This is a genomic window from Variovorax rhizosphaerae, from assembly GCF_037889975.1.
Taxonomy (GTDB): Bacteria; Pseudomonadota; Gammaproteobacteria; order Burkholderiales; family Burkholderiaceae_C; genus Variovorax; species Variovorax rhizosphaerae.
In genome coordinates, this window is sequence record NZ_JBBKZT010000003.1 from 320,851 (window position 1) to 341,836 (window position 20,986).

Consider the following 20,986-nt stretch of genomic DNA (forward strand, 5'->3'; position numbering starts at 1 on the left):
GATGCGGTCTATTGCAAGGCGCGCGCCTTGGCGTTTTCCTTGGGCACGGCGGTGACTTGCAAGGGCATGCCCTGCTCGACCAGACTCGCGTGCATGGCGGCGCCGAGCGGCAGGATCTCGTCGTTGAAGTCGTAGCGGCTGTTGTGCAGGAAGGCGCCGTCCTTCGCGCCCTGGCCGATGCGCAGGTAGGCGCCAGGCTTCTTCTGCAGCATGAAGGAGAAGTCCTCGGCGCCCATGCTCGGCTCCATGTTGCGCTCGACATTGCGCGCGCCTACCAGCCCCTGCGCCACGTCGCCCGCAAACAGCGCCTCCGTGGCCGTGTTGATGGTCGCCGGATAGATGTGCTCGAAGCGCACCGTCGCGGTGGCGCCAAAACCCGAGGCAACTGCACCACACATTTCCGCCAGCCGCCGCTCGACCTGCTTCTGCACCACGTCGCTGAAGGTACGCACTGTGCCCACGAGCGTCGCCTTGCCCGGCACCACGCTCATCGCGCCCAGGTCGCCAGCCTGCACCGCGCAGATGCTGATCACCGCCGCGTCGATCGGCCGCACGTTGCGCGAGACGATGCTCTGCACCGCCGTGATGATGTGCGCCGACACCAGCACCGGATCGATCGTCTGGTACGCATGCGCGCCATGCCCGCCCTTGCCCGTCACTTCGATGGTGATGCGATCCGCCGCCGCCATCATCGCCCCGTTGTTCAGCCCGATCGTGCCGGGCTGCATCCCCGGCCAGTTGTGCATGGCAAACACCGACTGCACCGGAAAGCGATCGAACAGCCCGTCCTCGATCATCACGCGGGCGCCGGCAAAGCCTTCCTCGCCGGGCTGGAAGATCAGGACTGCCGTGCCGTCGAAGTTACGCGTCTCCGCCAGGTAACGCGCCGCCCCCACCAGCATCGCCGTGTGTCCGTCATGACCGCAGCCATGCATCAAGCCCTTCTTGGCCGAGCGCCAGTCGAAGCCGTTGTCCTCGCACATCGGCAGCGCGTCCATGTCGGCGCGCAGGCCGATCATGCGGCGGCTCGCCGTGGAGCGCCCACGGATCACGCCGACCACGCCGGTCTTGCCGATGCCCGTGTGAATCTCGTCGACACCGCAGGCCCTCAACGACTCCTGCACACGCGCGGCGGTGTAGACCTCCTCGAAACCCAGTTCCGGATGCGCGTGCAGGTCGCGACGCAATGCCGTGATCTCTGGATGAAAGCGCGCAATGTGCGCAAACGCCCTTCCCGCCACCTGCCAACGTACCGGCCCCATCAATGCCCTCCAGTGGTGGAAACCCGCAGCCTCGGATCCACCGCGAAATACAGCAGATCGACCACCAGATTGATCGTCACGAAAATCAATGCGATGAGGCAGAGATAGGCCGACATGATCGGGATGTCGGCGAAGGTCACGGCCTCGATGAACAGCAGGCCCATGCCGGGCCACTGGAACACCTTCTCGGTGATGATCGCGAACGCAATCAGCGAGCCCAACTGTAGCCCCGTGATGGTGATGACCGGCACCATCGTGTTGCGCAAGGCATGCCCGAAATGAATCGCGCGATTCGACAGGCCGCGCGCCCGGGCGAACTTGATGTAGTCGGTGCGCAGCACCTCCAGCATCTCGGAGCGCACCAGCCGCATGATTAGCGTGAGTTGGAAGATGGCCAGCGTCACCGTCGGCAGCACCAGGTGGCTCCAGCCGTCACGCGTGAACAGGCCACTGCTCCACCAGCCCAGCTTGACGACCTCTCCACGCCCGAAGCTCGGCAACCAGCCAAGCCAGACCGAGAACACCAGGATCATCAGGATGCCGATGAGAAAGGTCGGCAGCGACACGCCCAGCAGGGAAAGCGCCATCACCGACTGGCTGCCCACCGAGCCGCGCCGCAAGGCGGCATACACGCCCATGGGCAAGCCCACGGCCAGCGCCAACAAAGCCGCCAGCACCGACAGTTCCAGTGTTGCTGGCAGCCGCTCCCCGATCAAGCGCGACACCTTCGCACCCTGGCGCAAGCTCAGGCCGAACTCGCCCTGCGCAGCGTTGACGATGAAGTGCCAGAACTGCACGACGAAGGGCTGGTCGAGCCCCAAGTCGATGCGCAGCTGCTGGATCTGTTCCGGCTTGGCGTCCTGCCCCAGCAGGAAGACCACCGGGTCCCCCACGTACTGGAACAGCAGGAACGCGATGAAAGCCACCGCGACCATCACGATCACGGCCTGGATAAGGCGGCGGAGTACAAATACAAGCATCGAGAAACTACCTGTTACCAACGATAGCAGGGCAATCCGCGTGCCCGGGAGAGCGTTAACCATAAAAAAAGCCACTCGACTTTCATCGAGTGGCTTTTCGAGTCTTTCAACTTCAACTGGCGCGAGCCAGCGTCAGATCAGAAAGCGTGACGGATACCGAAGTCGTAGCCGTAAGCCTTGTCGGCTTGGTAGCTGCCGCCCGGAGCCAGCAGGAACGTGTTCGTGAACTGCGGGCTGTTGCCGGAGAACGAGTTGTTGGCGTTCAGGTTCGCGCCGTTCTTGTTCTTGATGAACGCAGCCGTTGCGTACAGGGCCGTGCGCTTCGACAGGTTGTGCACGTAGCCGACGGCGAACTTGTCAGCCTTCGGGTCTTCTGCGACCGTGAACAGCGAGAACGCAGCCAGCGTCGGGGCCGACGTGTACTTCACCTTGACCGACGAGTACGACACGCGGATCAGGCCAGGACCGACCGGCACGGTGGCGCCAACCAGGAAGCCTTGACCCTTGTAGGAGCCGCTGCCGAACTGGGCAATGTAAACCGGGTCTTGCTTGATGTCGTTCTTGGTTTGCGAGATTTCGCCGAACAGCTTGACAACGCCGAAGTCATACGAAGCGCCGAGGTTGCCGATCTTGACGTTGGTGGTCGTGCCAGCGTAGAAGTCGTCGCCCGTGGTGCTTTGGCCGTAGGACGCAGCAACGTCCAGACCGCCGTTCGCGTAACCGAAGCGGCCACCGACATAGCGGCCAGTGCGTTGGCTGTTCAGCACGTTCGGGGCGCAACCGAAGCTGGCAACGCCAGCAGCGGACAGCGTGCAAGCGGTAGCGCCATCGTACTTGACGGCTTCGTTCAATGCGTACTGGACTTGACCGTAGAAGCCACCCAGGTTCGGCGGCAGGAAGTAGCCGATCGAGTTGCTGGCGCGAACGTTTTGCGTATTCGAGAACAGGCCACGGTTGAGCGCGACGCCACCGGCGGGGTTGGCAACGATGCTACGCGGACCGGCGTTCATCGTGAAGATCAGGTTGGTACCAACGCCGTTGGTGCCGAACGGATCGAACACGGTGTCGTTCCAGAACGTCGGCGTGTAGTCACGACCCAGACGCAATTCACCGAAACCACCCGACAGGCTCACGGTCGAGCGACGCGTGAAGCTCGCAGCACCGACGGCGCCGTCGTCGTTGGTGATCGGCGATTCGAGCCAGAAGCTTGCTGCCAGGCCACCGCCCAGGTCTTCCGTGCCACGGAAGCCGATGCGGCTCGAGTTGTAGGCACCGTTGGACAGCAGCGTCTGGCTTTGCTTCAGATCAGGACCGCCAACAAAGTTGACCAGGGGCGTGCCGGCGTTGCCGATGAATTTGCTCGTGGTTTGGTAATAGCTGACAGCGGCGTCAACCACGCCGAACAGGGTGACAGACGACTGAGCCGAGGCAGCGCCAGCGACAGCCAGGGCAGCCAGAGCAACTAGGGATTTTTTCATTGCAAGTTTCTCCAAGGTTAAACATAGGGCTCCGGTGCAGAGGGCTCACCGTGACTGGGCACTTTTCTGTGCTCCCACCGGACCCCGGGCCAACCTCCTTTTGGGAAGTTGTCGCTATTGCACCAGACGCGCCGCATCAGGGCAAAAGAATTCATCCTAAATCGCGGAAGGGTCCGGCGTTTCGTTGCACCAGTGCAACAAAGCCGCAGGGTGCCGTCCAGTTCATGATGTGAAACGATCAGGAGGCCGGCATCAACGCCTGGCAAGTTGCGTTCCAATGGCGTCATGACCCGTTCACTCGACCCCCTCCTGATTGCGGCGGATGCGGCCCTGCGCACCTTGTTCACCCGCCCCCACGCGACGCGGCCCGCGCCGCCCCCCGCAAACCCGCCGGGGCCCCTGACGGCCGCCGAGCGTCGCGAGGTGGGTGCGTTGATGCGCGTCAACCATGTCGGCGAGATCTGCGCCCAGGCGCTCTACACGGCACAGGCCGCCGTCGCGCGCGATCCCGCCTTGCGCAGCCAACTATTGGAGGCGGCGCATGAAGAAACCGACCATCTCGCCTGGACGCAGCAGCGTCTGGACGACCTGGGCGCCCGGGCCTCGCTGCTGAATCCTCTCTGGTATGCGGGGGCGTTCGGACTGGGGCTGGTGGCCGGGCGGCTGGGCGGCGATGCCTTGAGCCTCGGCTTTGTTGCCGAGACGGAGCGCCAGGTCGAAGCGCATCTCGATGGGCATCTGGACCGCATCCCCGCGGCCGACACCGCCTCGCGTGCGGTCGTGGCGCAGATGAAGGATGACGAAGCGCGCCACGGTGCCCAGGCCCGCAGCGCCGGCGCACGCGACCTGCCGGCGCCGGCCCGCGCGGCGATGCAGCTTGCCGCCCGGGTCATGACGACCGTCGCGCACCGCATCTGAAGCGGCCGCACGCCTTCAAGTCAATGTGACTTTGCCTTTCGACGACACCCGCACGAGACTCGGGCCCCCACGATCCGTCCCCTCTGGCCAGGAAGGCGTGAAGATTTCATGGCGAAGGCCGCAAAGTCGGGTCAAGGCGGAGCCCGTCCAGCAAGGTGACGACGAATTCAGGGACACAAGGCGCTTGTCACGCCGGAGTCGACACCGGAGGCCCCGGATCGGCGTTTGCAGCAGAAGGATTCACGCCTTCGTCAGCTCTCGATCAATTCGAAGCTGGTCGTGATCTCGGCGGTCTTGCCAAGCATGATGGTGGCGGAGCAATACGTGTCATGGCTCAGCGCGATGGCACGGGCCACGGCGGCCTCGGGGATGCCCTTGCCGGCCACGGTGAAGTGCATGTGGATCTTCGTGAAGACCTTCGGGTCCTTCTCCGCACGCTCGGTGGTGAGCTTGACGCTGCAGCGGTCGACGTTGTGCCGGCCACGCTTGAGGATCAGCACCACGTCGTAGGCGGTGCAGCCGCCGGTGCCGGCCAGCAAGGTCTCCATCGGCCGCGGCGCCTGGTTGCGACCGCCGTTCTCCGGCTTCGCTTCGTCCGGGGCGCCGTCCATGGCCAGGACATGGCCGCTGCCGGTCTCGGCAACAAAGCCCATCGGCGACCGGGTCCCGGCCGCGCCGGTCCAACTGACTGTGCATTCCATCGATTCGCAGGCTCCGATTGAGGCGATTGCGCAAAAACTCACGCGATCACCAGTTGTGTGGGGAAAAACACTATTGCTTGTTGCGTTGCAACAAACAACCGATATACTTTATTTCAACGCGCAACCAATGGTTGTGCCCCGGTTGTCTCCTCCACCCTCCCAATTGGTGGATTTAGCCCCGAGTCGCAAGACTCGGGGCTTTTTTATGCGCCAAGCCATGCGCCGAGGAGGCTCCCGCGACGGGCCCTATGATCGCGGCCCTATGCCCAGCCCGCTCACCCCCGCCGACTACCTCAAGAAAATCCTCACCGCCCGCGTCTACGACGTGGCCGTGGAATCCGCGCTCGAACCGGCGCGTGCCCTGGGCATTCGCCTGGGCAACACGGTGCTGCTCAAGCGCGAAGACCAGCAGGCGGTGTTCAGCTTCAAGCTGCGCGGCGCCTACAACAAGATGGCCCACCTGAGCGCGGAGCAATTGGGCAAGGGCGTGATCTGCGCCTCGGCCGGCAACCATGCGCAGGGCGTCGCGCTCAGTGCGCGAACGCTCGGCACGCGCGCCGTGATCGTGATGCCGGTGACCACGCCGCAGCTCAAGGTCGACGCCGTGCGCGCACTCGGCGGCGATGTCGTGCTGTCCGGCGAAAGCTATTCCGACGCCTACGGCCACGCGCTCGAATTGCAGGCCGCGCAAGGCCTTACCTTCGTGCACCCCTTCGATGACCCGGACGTGATCGCCGGCCAGGGCACCATTGCCATGGAAATCCTGCGGCAGCACCAGGGCCGGCTCGACGCGGTCTTCGTCGCCATCGGCGGCGGCGGATTGATCTCCGGCGTGGCCAACTACATCAAGGCGGTGCGCCCGGAGATCAAGGTGATCGGCGTGCAGATGAACGACTCCGACGCCATGATGCAATCGGTGAGCGCGAAGGAGCGCGTCACGCTGCCCGATGTGGGCCTGTTCTCCGATGGCACCGCCGTCAAGCTGGTCGGCGAGGAGACCTTCCGCATTGCAAGCGACCTGGTCGACGAATTCATGACCGTCGACACCGATGCCGTGTGCGCCGGCATCAAGGACATCTTCGTCGACACCCGCAGCATCGTCGAGCCGGCCGGGGCGCTGGCCGTTGCGGCGATCAAGCAGTACGTGGAGCAGCACGGCACGCGCGGCGAAACCTATGCGGCGATCCTCTGCGGCGCCAATATGAACTTCGACCGGCTGCGCTTCGTTGCCGAGCGCGCCGAGGTCGGCGAGGAGCGCGAGGCGCTGTTCGCGGTGACGATCCCGGAGGAGCGCGGCAGCTTCCGCCGCTTCTGCGAACTGGTCGGCGAATTGCCCGGCGCATCGCGCAACGTGACCGAATTCAACTACCGCATCAGCGACACGGCCAAGGCCCATGTCTTCGTCGGCCTCACCACCTCGGCGCGCGGCGAGTCGACGACGATCGCCAACACCTTCGTCGAACACGGCTTCGGCGCGCTCGACCTGACGCATGACGAATTGGCGAAGGAACACATCCGCCACATGGTGGGCGGGCGCACCGGACTGGCGCATGACGAGCGGCTGTTGCGCTTCGTCTTTCCGGAGCGGCCGGGTGCGCTGCTGAAGTTCCTGAGCCTGATGCAGCCGAACTGGAACATCAGCCTGTTCCACTATCGCAACCAGGGCGCCGACTACGGTCGCATCCTGGTTGGCGTGCAGGTGCCAGTGGCCGACCATGCGACGTTTGACGAGTTCCTGCGGACGCTGGGTTATCCGTACGTCGAGGAGACGGCGAATCCGGTCTACCAGTTGTTCCTGAAGGCTTGAGAAATCACGGTCGCCGCCCGTCCGGGCAGGCGACCATGATCCGCCTGACTCAGGGGCCGCGGACGGGACCGGCAGGGTTCCCGAAGCCGGCGGGGTTGCCGGGATTCGGGTAACCGATGGGGTTCGCTGGATTCGCGAAGCTGCCGGGCGCGGTGGAGGCGGGGCTCGCCGGGCCGGCAACGCCAGGGATGGCCATCGGGCGATCGGGCAGCTTCAGCGTGAAGGCGACCGGTCCCCGCGCGCCTGCGCCCAGCGATGCGGCGCGCGCGCCGACCGACTGCAGCACGTAGCTGTCGCCGATGCTGGCGCCCACGCGGAACGGTCTCGCCGGCTTGCCGTCGACGGCAATCAGCGCGGCACCCTGGCCATCGGTGTCGGCAATCACGCCTTGCAGCACGAAGCGGCTCGCTGCGTCGGGCGTGGCCACAGCGGCGACCGGTGTGTTGACGGCGCCCAGGAAGCGCCCGACCGAGGCCGGATCCACCGCCACGGGAGCACTGGCCACCGCGGGCGGCGGCGCCGTGTCGGCCGGGGCGGCGAGGCGCAGGCCCCAGAACACGATGCTGGCGGCGGCCAGTGCCCACAGGAACAGCGTGGCGATGACGACCGGCCAGCGCGAAGAAGTGGCAAATGGAGCCTGGAGGGTGGACGGGGCCGACATGTGGGCGGATTATCATGCAGCGCCGCACGAACCAAGCCCGACTCCTCCATGACATCTTCGCCCCGCCCAATGCGTGCCTCCCTGCAACGCGGCTTCACGCTCATCGAACTGATGGTGGTGCTGGTCATCATCGGCGTGCTGGCCGCGCTGATCGTGCCCAACGTCATCGGCCGCGTCGACGAAGCCCGCGTGCAGAGCGCCCGGACCGACATCGCCAACCTGATGCAGGCGCTCAAGCGCTACCGGCTCGACAACCAGCGCTACCCCACCGCCGAACAGGGCCTGCCGGCGCTGGTGGTGCAGCCCACCACCGGCCCCGCGGCACCCAACTGGAAGCCGAACATCGACAAGCTTCCCAACGACCCCTGGGGCAAGCCCTACCAGTACCTGAACCCTGGCATCAAGGGCGAGATCGACGTGTTCTCGTTCGGCGCCGACGGCCAGCCGGGCGGCGAAGGCAACAATGCCGACATCGGCAGCTGGCAATAGGGCCGGGAAGGCCCGGATCCAGTCCTCCGCGGAGCACCCGTCCCGGGCCTGGGCGATCTTTTGCGTTGCAAATCGTCGCCGCCCCTCCCGCCACGCGCGTGGCTTCACCCTGCTCGAGTTGATCGTGGTGATCGCCATCATCGCGATCGCCACGGCCGGCGTCGGCTTTGCGATACGGGACAGCGGGCAGACTTCGCTCGAACGCGAAGGCGAACGCCTGGCGGTGCTGCTCGACGCGGCGCGTGCCCAATCGCGCGCCAGCGGCGCGACGGTGCGCTGGCGCTCGACCCCCGAAGGCTTCACTTTCGATGGCCTGCCGCCCAACGCGCTGCCGGGCACGTGGCTCCAGGACGGCGTCATCGCACAACCCTCCACCGCCGACGGGCGCAGCACCCGTGCGCTGCTGCTCGGACCCGATCCGATCATCGCGGCGCAGCAGGTCGTGCTGACGACCGAGGGCCCACCCGCACGCAGCCTTCGCATCGCGACCGACGGGCTGCGGCCGTTTGCGGTGGTTTCGCCGTGAGCGCAGCAGCGGGCCGCCCCAGGCAAGCTGGCGCTCCTTCGGGGGGCCGCAAGGAGACGCAGTGCGTCGCGTGGGGGCTGCGAGGACGCGCACATGCCCGGCGCGGGCAACGCAGGGTCCGCCCGGCCGATCGCGGATTCACGCTGATCGAGGTGCTGGTCGCTCTCGGCATCGTCGCGATTGCCCTGATGGCCGGCTCGCAGGCCAGCAGCGCGCTGACCCGCAACGCGCAGCGGCAGTCCGACGTGATGCTGGCCCAGATCTGCGCCGAGAACGAGTTGGCCAAGGTGCGGCTCGCGCGCGCGATGCCGGCGGTGGGCGACAGCGCATTGGTGTGCACGCAGGCCGGCAACAACTTCAACGTCGGCGTGTCGACCACCGCGACGCTGAACCCCGACTTTCGCCGCGTCGACGTGCAGGTGCGCGACGCGCAGGACGCGCCGGTGCTGCGCGTGTCGACCGTGGTCGGCCGGTACTAGATGACCACCCCCGAATGCGCCAGCGGCGCCACAGGCGGCCAGCAGAGGGGGCTGCTCGTGCGGGCCGTCCAAGCCTGCGCAGGCAGGCCTGGAGCCGCGGCCCTCAGCCCCTCAAGAGCCCCTAGGGCCGTGCCGGCCCGCCCCCCGCGGGGGATTGAGTCGAGATGGCAAAGCCACATCGACTCAAGGGGGCGCACCCTGCGGCCCGGCGAAGCCGGTTCCGCGCGTGCCCCCGAATGGGCTTGCTCGCGTTTCGCCAAATGCCTGTTGGGGCGGCCTTACGGAGAAGTTGCCATGAACCGCCAACGCGGTTTCACGCTGATCGAGCTGATGGTGGCCATCTTCGTCATGGCGATGCTGGCGCTGATGAGCTGGCGCGGCATCGACGGCATGGCGCGCGCGCAAGAGCACAACCGGGTCCGCGGCGATGCGGTGCTGACGCTGCAGACCACGCTGTCCCAATGGACTGCGGACCTCGATGCGATGACCAAGCTCTCCGGCACCAGCACCATCGACTGGGATGGCCGGCTGTTGCGCATCACACGGCGCGGCAGCGACGAACTGCGGCCAGTCGTCTACGTGGTCGCGTGGACGCTGCGCACCGGTGCCAATGGCAGCCATTGGAGCCGCTGGCAATCCGCCCCGCTGACGCGGCGCGACGAATGGCAGGCGGCCTGGTCCGACGCTGCCGCGTGGTCGCAAGGCGACATGGCACAGTCCGCCACGCGCGGCGTCGACGTGAGCTTGATGCCGGTCGACAGCTGGCAGATCTACTATTTCCGCAACGACATGTGGAGCCCCGCCGTGGGCGCCGATGCGTTCACCGGCGCCAACGCCTTGCCCGACGGCGTGCGGCTGGTGCTGAACCTGCCGCCCGGCCCGGCGCTGACCGGCCTGCTGTCGCGCGACTGGGTACGGCCTTCCTCGAGCATCCAGAAGCCATCATGACGCCGCGCCCCCTCCTCCCACGCTCGCAAAGACACGCTGCGCCGACGAAGATGCGCCAGGCCGGTGCGGCGCTGCTGGCCGCGATGCTGACCGTGACGCTGGTGGCCACCCTCGCCACGGCGGCCTTGTGGCAGCAGTGGCGCGCGGTCGAGGTGGAGCAGGCCGAGCGCGCGCGCGTGCAGTCGGCCTGGATCCTGATCGGCGCGCTCGACTGGTCGCGCCTGATCCTGCGGGCAGATTTCAACACCGGCGGGCCGGACACCCTGACCGAGCCGTGGGCTTTTCCGCTGGAGGAAGCCCGGCTGTCGAGCTTCCTGGCGGCCGAGAAGAACGTCTCGAGCGCCATGCTCGAAGGCCTGCCCGATGCACTTCTGTCGGGTCGCATCGTGGATGCGCAATCGAAGCTCAACGTGATGAACCTGATGGGCGCCAACAACAAGCCCGACCCGGCTGCGGTGGCTTCGTTCAAGAAGCTGTTCGCCCTGCTTGGCCTGCCGGGCGGCGAGGTGGACCTGCTCGCGAATGGCGTGCAGCGCGCGATGGTCGGGATCACGACGATAACGACCACGACGCCAACAACCCCCACGACCGCCACCACCGGCACGACGACCGGCACGGCCACCACGCCTGCGGCACCCGCGACAACGACGACCACCACCACAGTGACCACGACCACCTCGGCAAGCGACGGCACCCCGGCGCCCAACGCTCCGCTGATGCCGGTTCGCACGTCGCAACTGGTCTGGTTCGGGCTCTCGCCGCAAACAGTGGCCGCGCTACAGCCCTATGTCACGGTGCTGCCGGTGAGCACGCCGCTCAACATCAATACCGCCAGTGCGGAAGCCATCTATGCCAGCGTGCCCGAGAAGGAACTGGCCGAAGCCAAGCAGGACGTGGCGCGACGCACGCTGAAGCCATTCACCAAGATCCCGCCGGATGGCGATGTCGTGCGCGACCAGGCCAATGCATTCAACCCGCAACGTCACGACTTCAAGACGCGCTTCTTCGAGGTCGAAGGCAAGTTGCGGCTCGACAACACCTTCGTCGAGGAACACTCGCTGCTTCAACGGGATGGGAAGGTCGTCGTCGTGTTGTGGCGCGAGCGTGGCGCAGGCGCAACGCTGGCCGGTGCCACGCGTTGATCAGCCGCCAGTCGCCGTCTATCTTGTAATACTTTTGTGAAGTGCCCGTCCTGCCTGCACCCCGCGCTATCAAAAAAGTAGCGACTCCGGGATGGCCTTCTACAATGGCCCCCCTCTTTCCTGATCGACCATGCCTGAACTGATCGTTTGCCCACCGTTGTCGCGCGCCCATGGCGGCGTCGAGCACGGCTGGGCGCTGGCGGCCGACGACGGGCGCACGCTGCTCTCGCACGGCAGCGCGCCGCTGGCGCTGTTGCCCGCCGGCAACGATGTCACCCTGCTGGTGCCGGGCGCCGCACTGTCATGGCACGCCGTGGCCTTGCCGCCGGGCAACCTCGGCGGCGCGGCGCGCCTGCGCGCGCTCCTTGACGGCCTGCTCGAAGACCGCTTGCTGGACGAGCCCGAGTCCCTGCACTTCGCGCTGGAACCGGGCGCCAAGCCCGGCGCGACCGTGTGGATCGCAGCCAGCCATCGCATCGAACTGCGGGCGGCAGTGCAGGCGCTTGAATCCGCCGGGCGGCGCGTGACGCGCATCGTCCCCGAGTTCGCGCCCCAGCCCGCTGATGCGCCGGCCATGCTGTTCGCCACCGGCGAGCCCGAGTCGGCGCAACTCACGGTTTGCGATGCCAACGGCGTGGCAACACTGCCGCTGAACACCGCCAGCCTGACACTGGTCGGCGGCGCCCCGCTCGACACCGCCGTGGCCAGTGCGGAACCCGCGGTCGCGGCCCAGGCGGAAGCCTTGCTCGGCCAGCGCCTGCCGATCGCCCAGACGCCCGAGCGCTGGCTGCAGGCGGCGCGCACCTCGTGGGACCTGGCCCAGTTCGACCTGGCCAGCAGTGGCCGCGCACGTGCCGGGAAGAAGGTCGGCGCGTTGTGGCATGCGCTGCGCCATGCGCCCCAATGGCGCGCCGCCCGCTGGGGTGCGGTGGTGCTGGTGCTGGCGCAACTGGTCGGCCTCAATGCGTGGGCCTGGAAGGAGCGCAATGCGCTCGAGGCCAAGCGCAGCAGGATCAACGCGATCCTGCTGCAGACCTTTCCTTCGGTGAAGGTGGTGCTCGATGCGCCACTGCAGATGGCGAGCGAAGTGGCGGCGCTGCAGCAGGCCACCGGCGGTGTGGCGGCGCTCGACCTGGAGCCGATGCTGGCCGTCCTCGGCGCGAGCCTGCCACCCGGCCGGGTGCCGACCGCGCTCGACTACAGCGCTGGCCAGTTGCGTCTGCGCGGACTCAATCTTTCAGCCACGGAAGTCGCCACGTTGATGAACACGATCACCACGCGCGGCTACACGGCGCGCAGCGAAGGCGACTTGCTGCTGGTGCAAGCGGAGGTCCGTCGATGACGTTCCGTGAAACCCTGCAGGCGCGTTGGGCCGCCATGGAAACGCGCGAGCGCCGGCTGGTGGCGACCGCGGTGACACTGGTGCTGTTGGCGCTGGTGTGGTGGGTGGCGCTGGCACCGGCCTTGCGCACGCTGACGGCCGCGCGCGAAGAGCACAAGCGCCTCGACGTCGAATTGCAGCGGATGAGCACGCTGCAGGCGCAAGCCCAGGCACTGCAGGCGCAGCCGCGCGCCAACCGCGACGAGTCGCTGCGCGCCTTGGAGACTTCCGTGCGCCAGTCGCTGGGCGCCAGCGCACAGGTCGTCAATGCGGGCGATGCGGCCAATGTGATGATGCGTGCCGCGCCGCCCGACGTACTGGCCGAGTGGCTGGCACAAGCTCGCAACAATGCGCGCGCGGTGCCGCGCGAGGCGCACCTGACGCGTGCCGCGGCCGCGCCTTCGGCTTCCTCGACGTCGGCGCTGCCCGGCCTGCCGTCCACGCCCGGAGCCCGCGGCGGCCCGTTGCAGCCCGGCCTCAGGGCCGCCGCGGGCAACGCCCCGGCCACCACGCCCGACGACACCCGCCCGCGCTGGGACGGCACGCTGGTCATGACCTTGCCCGCCGCCCCGCGCTGACGCCACCGATGATCGCCCGCGCCAACGCCCTTCCCGCACGCCCAGCCCGAGCCTGGCGCTGGGCCATGCTGGGCGCGCTGCTGGGTGGGCTGGCGGCGCTGGCAGCCTATGCGCCCGCACGCTGGCTGGCGCAGGCGCTGCGCGAGGCCACCAACGGGCGCCTGCTGTTGGTGAACGCGCAAGGCACGGTATGGAACGGCACCGCCGGCGTGGTGTTTGCCAGCGGCCCGGGCGGCGCCCAGCCGGTGTCGCTGCCGGGCACCGTCGACTGGCGGCTGCGCCCTGCGTGGAATGGCGTACGGGCCGCGCTCACGGTGCCCTGCTGCGCGGCCAAGCCGCTTGAATTCGATGCCCTGCCGCACAGCGACGGCCTGGAGCTGGCTTGGCGCGACGGCCAGTCACGCTGGCCAGCCGCGATGCTGACCGGCCTCGGCGCCCCGTGGAACTCGCTCAAGCCCGAGGGCATGCTCGACATCTCCACGCAAGCCTTCTCGATGCGCTGGAGCGGGCCTCAACTTGCATTGAGCGGGCGTGCCGCGCTCAATGCCATGGACATCTCGACGGCACTGTCGACGCTCAAGCCGCTCGGAACTTACCGCCTGACGATGGAAGGCGGTGCGCAAGCCACACTGCTCCTCGCCACGCAGGAAGGCAGCCTGGAACTGAGCGGCAGCGGCCGGTGGAACGGCCGCGCGCTGCGCTTCGACGGTGAAGCCCGTGCCGCGCCGGGGCGCGAGGACGCGCTCTCCAATCTCCTGAACATCATCGGGCGGCGCGATGGCGCACGCTCGCTCATTACACTGGGTTGATCCAACCATGAAGCACCCGTTCCGACACGGCGCTCGCATCGGCATCGTCGCACTCGCGGCGCATTTGCTGTTCGCCACCTGCATGCCGGCCGCGTTCGCGCAGCAACAAGCGCTGAACCCCGATGCGCCCAGGCGCGGCGAACCGATCACGCTGAACTTCACCAATGCCGAGATCGAATCGGTGGCCCGCACGATGGCCGTGGTGACCGGGCGCGACGTGGTGGTCGACCCGCGGGTGAAGGGCACCGTCACGCTGCAGACCGACCGCGCCATCGCGCCCGCCACCGCCTTCAACCAGTTTGCCGCGGCGCTGCGGCTGCAGGGCTTTGCGGTGGTCGAGACCGATGGGCTCTACAAGGTGGTGCCGGAAGCGGATGCCAAGCTGCTGGCCAGCAACGTGACCACGTCGACCAGCGCCACGGCCCGTGCCGGCGGAAGCTCGATCGTGACGCAGGTGTTCCGCCTCAACTACGAATCGCCGAACAACCTGCTGCCGGTGCTGCGGCCGCTGATCCCGCCGAACAACACGATCAACGTGAACGCTGGCAACAACTCGCTGGTGATCACCGACTATGCCGACAACATGCGCCGGCTCGGTCGCATCATCGCGGCGCTGGACGTGCCGAATGCGTCGGACATCGAGGTCATTCCGCTCAAGCATTCGGTGGCGACCGACCTGGTGCCGCTGGTGCAGCGCCTCGTCGACGGCGGCAGCGCGAGCGTGGGCGGCGCCGCCGGCCTGGCGCCCGGCGCTGCGGACACGGCCTTTCGCACCACGCTGATCGCGGAACCGCGCAGCAACTCGCTGATCCTGCGGGCCGCCAACCCGGCGCGGGCGCAACTGGTGCGCACGCTGGTCGACCGGCTCGACCGCGCACCGATCGACACGAGCAACGGTGCCGCCGGCAACATCTACGTGATCTACCTGAAGAACGCCGATGCGGTGAAGCTCGCGACCACCTTGCGCGCCGCCACGGCGAGCGAGGCGCGCGGGGGCGGCGGGCTCACCGGTGCGGGTTCGGCCGCGCTCAATCCAACGAGCGGCCAGACCGGCACCCAGCAGGGTGCGACGCCGGCCACCTCGCCGCTGAACAATGCCAACCAGCCCTCGACGGGCGGCCAGATCCAGGCCGACCCGGCCACCAATTCGCTGATCATCACCGCGTCCGAGCCGCAATACCGGCAGATCCGCGCGGTGGTCGACCGGCTCGACGGGCGGCGCGCGCAGGTCATGATCGAGGCCCTGATCGTCGAGGTCAACGCGACCAAGGCGGCCCAGTTCGGCGTGCAGTGGCAAAGCGCGCTGGGCAAGAAAGGCGACACCAACGTGGGCGTGATCGGCACCAATTCCAGCCTGGCCGGCGCCAACATCCTGGCGCTCTCCGCCGCCCTGGCCACCAATCCACCGACGACAGCGGCACTGACCACGCTGAGCCGCGGTCTCAATCTCGGCGTGGCGCACATGACCGCGGGCCAGTACATCCTGGGCTTCATCGCGAGCTTCCTGGCCAGCGATGGCGCGGGCAATGTGCTGTCGACGCCCAACCTGCTGACGCTCGACAACGAGGAAGCCAAGATCGTGGTCGGCCAGAACGTGCCCTTTCCTACCGGCCAGTATGCAAACACCAACGGCATCAACTCGACCGTCAACCCGTTCACCACGGTGGAACGCAAGGACGTCGGCCTGACGATGCGCGTGCGGCCACAGATCAACGAGAGCGGCACGATCAGGCTGCAGGTCTTCCAGGAAGTGTCGAGCGTCGACCAGTCCACCCGCCTGGACCCGAACGGACCCACCACCAACAAGCGCAGCATCGAGTCGAACGTGCTGGTGGAAGACGGCAGCGTCGTGATGCTCGGCGGCATGTTGCAGGACGACTATTCCGCCGCCACCGACAAGGTTCCGCTGGCGGGCGATATACCGATCCTCGGCAGCCTGTTCAAGAGCGAGCAGCGCACCCGCAACAAGACCAACCTGATGGTCTTCCTGCGGCCCGTGGTGATGCGCGACGCGGCGAGCACGGACGCGTTCTCTGCCGACCGCTACAACACCATCCGCGCGCTGCAGCTGGGCAACCAGCCCCAACCCAGCCTGCCGCTGAACTCGATCGACCAGTCGGCCATCGTCCCGCCGCTGAATGCCACGACGCCGACGCCCCAGATCCCGGCGGACCAGCGCATCGAAGGCACGCGACTGGTGCCGCCGCCCCTGGCACCCTACGACGGTCGCCGACTGGACAGCGGTCCGCTCAGGGGCGCGCTGCCGCCCACGTCCGACCCGGCTTCCGCGCGCGAACTGCCATAGGGCGCCCAACGGAACGAGCCCGGCATGCGCTACCCCCTCCCATACGCGTTCGCACGCAGCCAGCAACTGTTGCTGGAGCAAGGCGACGACGGGCACACCACGCTGTGGATGCCGCAGAACCCGCCGCGCAGCGCGCTCGGCGAAGTGGTGCGCAAGTACACGGTGACGGCCTTCGAGCCGCTGGCGCCGCATGAGCTGGCGCAGCGCATCAGCGCGGCTTACGCGCAGGGGGAATCGAGCGCAGCAGCCGTGGTCAGCGAGGTGCAGAGCGATGTCGACCTGGCGCGCATGATGCAGGAACTCCCCGCGGTGGAAGACCTGCTGGAGAACGCCGGCGACGCGCCGATCATCCGCATGTTGAACGCGCTGCTGACGCAGGCCGCGCGCGACGGCGCCAGCGACATCCACATCGAACCTTATGAGCGCACGTCCTCGGTGCGCTTTCGCATCGACGGCACGCTGCGCGAGGTGGTGCAACCCAACCGTGCGCTGCATGCGGCGCTGATCTCGCGGCTGAAGATCATGGCCGACCTCGATATCGCCGAGAAACGGCTGCCGCAGGACGGGCGCATCAGCTTGCGCATCGGCACGCGCGCGGTCGACGTGCGGGTATCGACGCTGCCTTCGGCGCATGGTGAACGCGCGGTGCTGCGGCTGCTCGACAAGTCGGAGAGCAAGCTCACGCTGGAGGCGGTCGGCATGCAGGGCGACACGCTGTCGCGCTTCGAGAACCTGATCGGGCAGCCGCACGGGATCATCCTGGTGACGGGGCCGACCGGCTCGGGCAAGACCACCACGCTCTATGCAGCACTGGGCCGGCTCGACGCGGCGCGCAGCAACATCATGACTGTGGAAGACCCGATCGAATACGAGCTGGGCGGCGTCGGCCAGACACAGGTCAACGCGAAGATCGACCTGACCTTCGCGAAGGCGCTGCGTGCGATCCTGCGGCAGGACCCGGACGTGATCATGATCGGCGAGATCCGCGACTTCGAGACCGCGCAGATCGCCATCCAGGCTTCGCTCACCGGTCACCTGGTGCTGGCGACGCTACACACCAACGATTCGGTGAGTGCCGTGACGCGGCTCACGGACATGGGGGTGGAGCCTTTCCTGCTGAGCTCGTCGCTGCTCGGCGTGCTGGCCCAGCGGCTGGTGCGCAAGGTATGCCAAGTGTGCAGCGGGACCGGTTGCGAATCCTGCGGCCAGACCGGCTACCAAGGCCGCACCGGCATCTTCGAACTGCTGGTGGCCGACGAGGTCGTGCAATCGCTGATCCACAACCGCGCGGCGGAAAGCCAGTTGTTCGTGGCGGCCGAGAAGGCTGGCCTGCGCTCGATGCGCGAAGACGGCGAGAGGTTGGTGCAGGCGGGGATCACGTCGCGGGCGGAGCTAATGCGGGTGACGCGGGACTGACGGCTGCTGGATTCGGGATCGGGTGCCGTACGCAGAGGACGCGAAGGTTCCGCGAAGGACGCAAAACGAATACCAAGAAGATTTCTTGATTTCCTTTCTTGGCTTCTTTCGCGTCCTTCGCGGAACCTTCGCGTCCTTCGCGGCCGGGTGTCCGGATTCAGGAGCGCATCCAGCGCACGCAATCAATCCACGTACACAAGCACCTTCGTCTGCGGGTCCGTATCCACGCCGGTCACCTTGCCGGCCTTGTCGAACATGACGCTGTACCCGCCAAAGCTGCTGATCCACATGCGCCAGAGCGCGACGTCGAGGTTCGGGTTCTCGCTGGTGATCGGCCAGCCGACGGCCATGGCGACCTGTTCGCGCGTCATGCCCTTGGTGATGCGGGCGGACTTGATGGCTTCGCGGATCTTCGGCGGGTAGCTGGCGATCTTGGCGTTGGGGTCGTCCTTGACCACCCAGCGCTTCGCAAAGGTAGGCAGGTCGAGGTCGCGGCTGTAGTCGTTGCCGATGGCCTGCTTGGCGCCGTTGATCTCCACCAGCACGCGCTGGCGGCCGTAGCCGGTGACGCGGACCGGCGTGCCGGCGGGGACGATGCGTTTACCGCTTTCGGCGTAGTTGGCGTCGCTCATCCAGCTGCCGTCCGTTCGCAGATTGCAGCAGAGGAATCCGTCGAATGTCTCCTGGGCATGCGCCGCCAGCGAGAGCGTGCCGAGCAGGGCGGCGCCAGCGAGGGATCGAAGCAACATGACAAATACTCCTTGGATCGCGGTTGCAGGGGCATTGCGAAGCGCCGGGGTGTGCCAAGCATCGACAATGCGGCTTCGCGCATTTTGCCGACAACGACCATGCCCGCCTATTCCTTCGAAGCCATAGACCCTCAGGGACAGTCCCGCAAGGGCGTCCTGGAGGCCGACACCGCGCGCGCGGCGCGTGGGCTGCTTCGCGCCCAGAAGCTGATCCCGATCGAGGTGACGTCCGTTGCCAACCAGGGCGCCGCCGGCTCGTCCAGCCCCTCCGGATGGTCACGCTGGTTCGGCGGCGCGCGGGCGTTCAGCGCCAGCGGGCTGGCCGTGTGGACGCGGCAACTGGCCGGGCTGGTGTCTTCCGGCCTCACGCTGGAACGCGCGCTCACGGCGCTGACCGAGGAATCGGAAACGGAGCCGGAGCGCAATCTCAACGCGTCGCTACGGGCCGAAGTGAATGCGGGTTCGTCCTTCGGGCGCGCACTGGCCCGCCATCCGCGCGAGTTCTCGCTGATCTATTCGTCGGTGATCAGTGCCGGCGAGCAGACCGGCAACCTCGGCCTGGTGCTCGAACGGCTGGCCGACGACCTGGAGCAACGGCAGGCCCTGCAGCAGAAGCTGGTGGGCGCCGCGCTCTATCCGGCCATCGTGACGCTGGTGGCCATCCTGATCGTGACCTTCCTCGTGACCTACGTGGTGCCGCAGGTGGCCAACGTGTTCGCCGGCACCAAGCGCGCGCTGCCAGTGCTGACCTCGGCCATGCTGGCCATCAGTGGCTTCGTGCGCGACTACGGCTGGATGATGCTGATCGCGCTGGTGCTGATCGGCATCGGCGTGCGGGTGGCGCTGGCCCGGCCCGCCTTTCGACTGAAGTTCGATGCCGCATGGCTGAAGCTGCCGCTGGTCGGCAAGCTGTCACGCGGCTACAACGCGGCGCGCTTTGCCAGCACGCTGGCGATGCTGGCGATGGCTGGCGTGCCGATCCTGCGCGCCTTGCAGGCGGCGGCGGAAACGCTCGGCAACCACGCGATGCGCGCCGACGCGCTCGATGCGCTCGTGCTGGTGCGCGAGGGTGCGCCGCTGGCCTCGGCGCTGGCGCAGAAGAAGCGCTTTCCGGGCATCGTGCCGATGTTCGCGCGGCTCGGCGAACAGACCGGACAACTGCCGCAAATGCTGCAGCGCGCAGCCAACCAGCTCGGCGCCGACGTGCAGCGCCGCGCGATGCACCTGGCGACGATCCTGGAGCCGCTGCTGATCGTGGCGATGGGCGCAGTCGTGATGCTGATCGTGCTGGCGGTGCTGATGCCGATCATCCAGCTCAACCAGTTCGTGAAGTGACCTGACATGCCTGCAAGCCTTGGCGACAAGCTGGTCGTAGCGATTTCATCGCGCGCACTGTTCAATCTCGAGGAAGAGAACCGGCTGTTCGAGTCGGGTGATTCCGAGGGCTACATGCGGCTGCAGTTCGAGCGGCTGGACGTGCCGGCGCAACCGGGCATCGCGTATCAGTTGGTGCAGAAGCTGCTGCGCTTCAACGACGACGGCAACGAGCGTGTCGAAGTCGTGATCCTCTCGCGCAACGACCCGGTGTCGGGTATGCGCGTGTTCCGCTCCGGCGGCGCAGCGGGCATCAAGCTGCAGCGCGGCGTGTTCACGCAGGGGCGGCCGCCGTACGGCTACCTGCGGCCGCTGGGAGCGCACCTGTTCCTGTCGGTCAATGCGGAGGATGTGCGCGAGGCGTTGAACGCGGGCTTTCCGGCGGCGCGGGTGCTGGTCGAATCGGTAAAGGCCAGTGACGCTTGGCCGAATGAAGTCCGCATCGCCTTCGACGGAGATGCCGTGCTGTTCAGCGACGAGGCGGAGCGCGTGTTCCAGGCCGAGGGGCTGGATGCGTTCCAGGCGCACGAGCTGAGCAAGGCCACGCTGCCGCTGCCGGGTGGCCCGTTCAAGCCGCTGCTGGCCGCGTTGCACCGGTTGCAGAAGGCCGGCAACGCGAACATGCGCATCCGTACCGCGCTGGTGACGGCACGCAGCGCCCCGGCGCACGAACGCGCGATCCGCACGCTGATGAACTGGAACATCAAGGTCGACGAGGCGATGTTCCTAGGCGGGCTGGCCAAGGGCGAATTCCTGCGGGAGTTCGAGCCGGACTTCTTCTTCGACGACCAGACCGGGCATGTCAACTCCGCGGCGCGGCATGTGCCGTCGGGGCATGTGGCGAGCGGGATCAGCAACGTGCGCTAACCCGGACGTCGCGTTTTCGGCAGCGCCCCAAAAAGCGCAGAAAATACGCGGTTCCCGATTTTTCCCACTGCGCCGTGGTCGCACGGCCCACAACGGCTCAATGGAGCCCACATCTG

At 67.2% G+C, this 20,986-nt stretch carries 20 protein-coding genes; 14 read left to right on the forward strand and 6 right to left on the reverse strand.

Annotated elements, in window-relative coordinates; translation table 11 throughout:
* Nucleotides 1–8 precede the first annotated feature (8 nt).
* From WKW82_RS08105 to WKW82_RS08115, 3 genes are all read right to left on the reverse strand, one after another.
* A complete protein-coding gene (locus WKW82_RS08105; protein ID WP_340341753.1) occupies nucleotides 9–1,262 on the reverse strand; it encodes a M20 aminoacylase family protein in 1,254 nt (417 codons plus the stop codon).
* Complete coding sequence (locus WKW82_RS08110; protein ID WP_340341754.1) at nucleotides 1,262–2,242, reverse strand: ABC transporter permease; 981 nt, start codon at nucleotides 2,240–2,242, stop codon at nucleotides 1,262–1,264. The genes WKW82_RS08105 and WKW82_RS08110 overlap by 1 nt, the downstream gene beginning before the upstream one ends.
* 137 nt (nucleotides 2,243–2,379) lie before the next feature.
* A complete protein-coding gene (locus WKW82_RS08115) occupies nucleotides 2,380–3,720 on the reverse strand; it encodes a porin (RefSeq protein WP_340341755.1) in 1,341 nt (446 codons plus the stop codon).
* 285 nt (nucleotides 3,721–4,005) lie between these two features.
* Between WKW82_RS08115 and coq7 the strand changes: the two genes are divergently transcribed.
* Nucleotides 4,006–4,638, forward strand: coding sequence for a 2-polyprenyl-3-methyl-6-methoxy-1,4-benzoquinone monooxygenase (coq7, locus tag WKW82_RS08120; RefSeq protein WP_340341756.1), 633 nt, complete (start codon nucleotides 4,006–4,008; stop codon nucleotides 4,636–4,638).
* A gap of 251 nt (nucleotides 4,639–4,889) precedes the next feature.
* Here the strand turns inward: coq7 and WKW82_RS08125 are convergent, their stop codons facing one another.
* On the reverse strand, nucleotides 4,890–5,339 hold the full coding sequence (locus tag WKW82_RS08125) for an OsmC family protein (protein WP_340341757.1): 450 nt from the start codon (nucleotides 5,337–5,339) through the stop codon (nucleotides 4,890–4,892).
* 262 nt (nucleotides 5,340–5,601) lie between these two features.
* Here WKW82_RS08125 and ilvA point away from each other — a divergent pair, with 262 nt between their 5' ends.
* Nucleotides 5,602–7,146, forward strand: a complete 1,545-nt coding sequence (gene ilvA / locus WKW82_RS08130; RefSeq protein WP_340341758.1) for a threonine ammonia-lyase, biosynthetic — start codon at nucleotides 5,602–5,604, stop codon at nucleotides 7,144–7,146.
* 49 nt (nucleotides 7,147–7,195) lie between these two features.
* Here ilvA and WKW82_RS08135 read toward each other — a convergent pair whose 3' ends face one another.
* Nucleotides 7,196–7,807: a type II secretion system protein N gene (locus WKW82_RS08135; protein ID WP_340341759.1), complete on the reverse strand. Its 612-nt coding sequence runs from the start codon at nucleotides 7,805–7,807 to the stop codon at nucleotides 7,196–7,198.
* 69 nt (nucleotides 7,808–7,876) lie between these two features.
* Between WKW82_RS08135 and gspG the strand changes: the two genes are divergently transcribed.
* The 10 genes from gspG to WKW82_RS08185 all read left to right on the forward strand — a co-directional run bounded on the left by gspG (nucleotide 7,877) and on the right by WKW82_RS08185 (nucleotide 17,880).
* Nucleotides 7,877–8,296 (forward strand): type II secretion system major pseudopilin GspG, encoded by a 420-nt coding sequence (gspG, locus tag WKW82_RS08140; protein WP_340341760.1) that lies wholly within the window; start codon nucleotides 7,877–7,879, stop codon nucleotides 8,294–8,296.
* Nucleotides 8,271–8,822, forward strand: a complete 552-nt coding sequence (locus tag WKW82_RS08145) for a prepilin-type N-terminal cleavage/methylation domain-containing protein (protein ID WP_340341761.1) — start codon at nucleotides 8,271–8,273, stop codon at nucleotides 8,820–8,822. The genes gspG and WKW82_RS08145 overlap by 26 nt, the downstream gene beginning before the upstream one ends.
* 77 nt (nucleotides 8,823–8,899) lie before the next feature.
* Nucleotides 8,900–9,301 (forward strand): type II secretion system minor pseudopilin GspI, encoded by a 402-nt coding sequence (gene gspI / locus WKW82_RS08150; RefSeq protein WP_340341984.1) that lies wholly within the window; start codon nucleotides 8,900–8,902, stop codon nucleotides 9,299–9,301.
* Between the two features lie 294 nt (nucleotides 9,302–9,595).
* The gene (locus tag WKW82_RS08155; RefSeq protein ID WP_340341762.1) at nucleotides 9,596–10,249 is read left to right on the forward strand and encodes a PulJ/GspJ family protein; all 654 of its coding nucleotides are present in this window, start codon (nucleotides 9,596–9,598) and stop codon (nucleotides 10,247–10,249) included.
* A gap of 50 nt (nucleotides 10,250–10,299) precedes the next feature.
* The gene (gene gspK, locus WKW82_RS08160; protein ID WP_340341763.1) at nucleotides 10,300–11,391 is read left to right on the forward strand and encodes a type II secretion system minor pseudopilin GspK; all 1,092 of its coding nucleotides are present in this window, start codon (nucleotides 10,300–10,302) and stop codon (nucleotides 11,389–11,391) included.
* A 130-nt stretch (nucleotides 11,392–11,521) separates the two neighbouring features.
* Nucleotides 11,522–12,733 (forward strand): type II secretion system protein GspL, encoded by a 1,212-nt coding sequence (gene gspL, locus WKW82_RS08165; RefSeq protein WP_340341764.1) that lies wholly within the window; start codon nucleotides 11,522–11,524, stop codon nucleotides 12,731–12,733.
* A complete protein-coding gene (gene gspM / locus WKW82_RS08170; protein ID WP_340341765.1) occupies nucleotides 12,730–13,350 on the forward strand; it encodes a type II secretion system protein GspM in 621 nt (206 codons plus the stop codon). The genes gspL and gspM overlap by 4 nt, the downstream gene beginning before the upstream one ends.
* Before the next feature lie 8 nt (nucleotides 13,351–13,358).
* The gene (gspN, locus tag WKW82_RS08175) at nucleotides 13,359–14,159 is read left to right on the forward strand and encodes a type II secretion system protein N (RefSeq protein ID WP_340341766.1); all 801 of its coding nucleotides are present in this window, start codon (nucleotides 13,359–13,361) and stop codon (nucleotides 14,157–14,159) included.
* A 7-nt stretch (nucleotides 14,160–14,166) separates the two neighbouring features.
* Entirely contained in the window at nucleotides 14,167–16,464 is a 2,298-nt protein-coding gene (gene gspD, locus WKW82_RS08180) for a type II secretion system secretin GspD (protein ID WP_340341767.1), read from the forward strand.
* A 24-nt stretch (nucleotides 16,465–16,488) separates the two neighbouring features.
* Complete coding sequence (locus WKW82_RS08185; protein ID WP_340341768.1) at nucleotides 16,489–17,880, forward strand: GspE/PulE family protein; 1,392 nt, start codon at nucleotides 16,489–16,491, stop codon at nucleotides 17,878–17,880.
* 182 nt (nucleotides 17,881–18,062) lie between these two features.
* Here the strand turns inward: WKW82_RS08185 and WKW82_RS08190 are convergent, their stop codons facing one another.
* Nucleotides 18,063–18,629, reverse strand: a complete 567-nt coding sequence (locus tag WKW82_RS08190) for a hypothetical protein (protein WP_340341769.1) — start codon at nucleotides 18,627–18,629, stop codon at nucleotides 18,063–18,065.
* A gap of 99 nt (nucleotides 18,630–18,728) precedes the next feature.
* Between WKW82_RS08190 and gspF the strand changes: the two genes are divergently transcribed.
* Nucleotides 18,729–19,964, forward strand: a complete 1,236-nt coding sequence (gene gspF, locus WKW82_RS08195; RefSeq protein ID WP_340341770.1) for a type II secretion system inner membrane protein GspF — start codon at nucleotides 18,729–18,731, stop codon at nucleotides 19,962–19,964.
* A gap of 6 nt (nucleotides 19,965–19,970) precedes the next feature.
* Entirely contained in the window at nucleotides 19,971–20,870 is a 900-nt protein-coding gene (locus WKW82_RS08200) for a 5'-nucleotidase (RefSeq protein ID WP_340341771.1), read from the forward strand.
* Nucleotides 20,871–20,986: the final 116 nt, after the last annotated feature.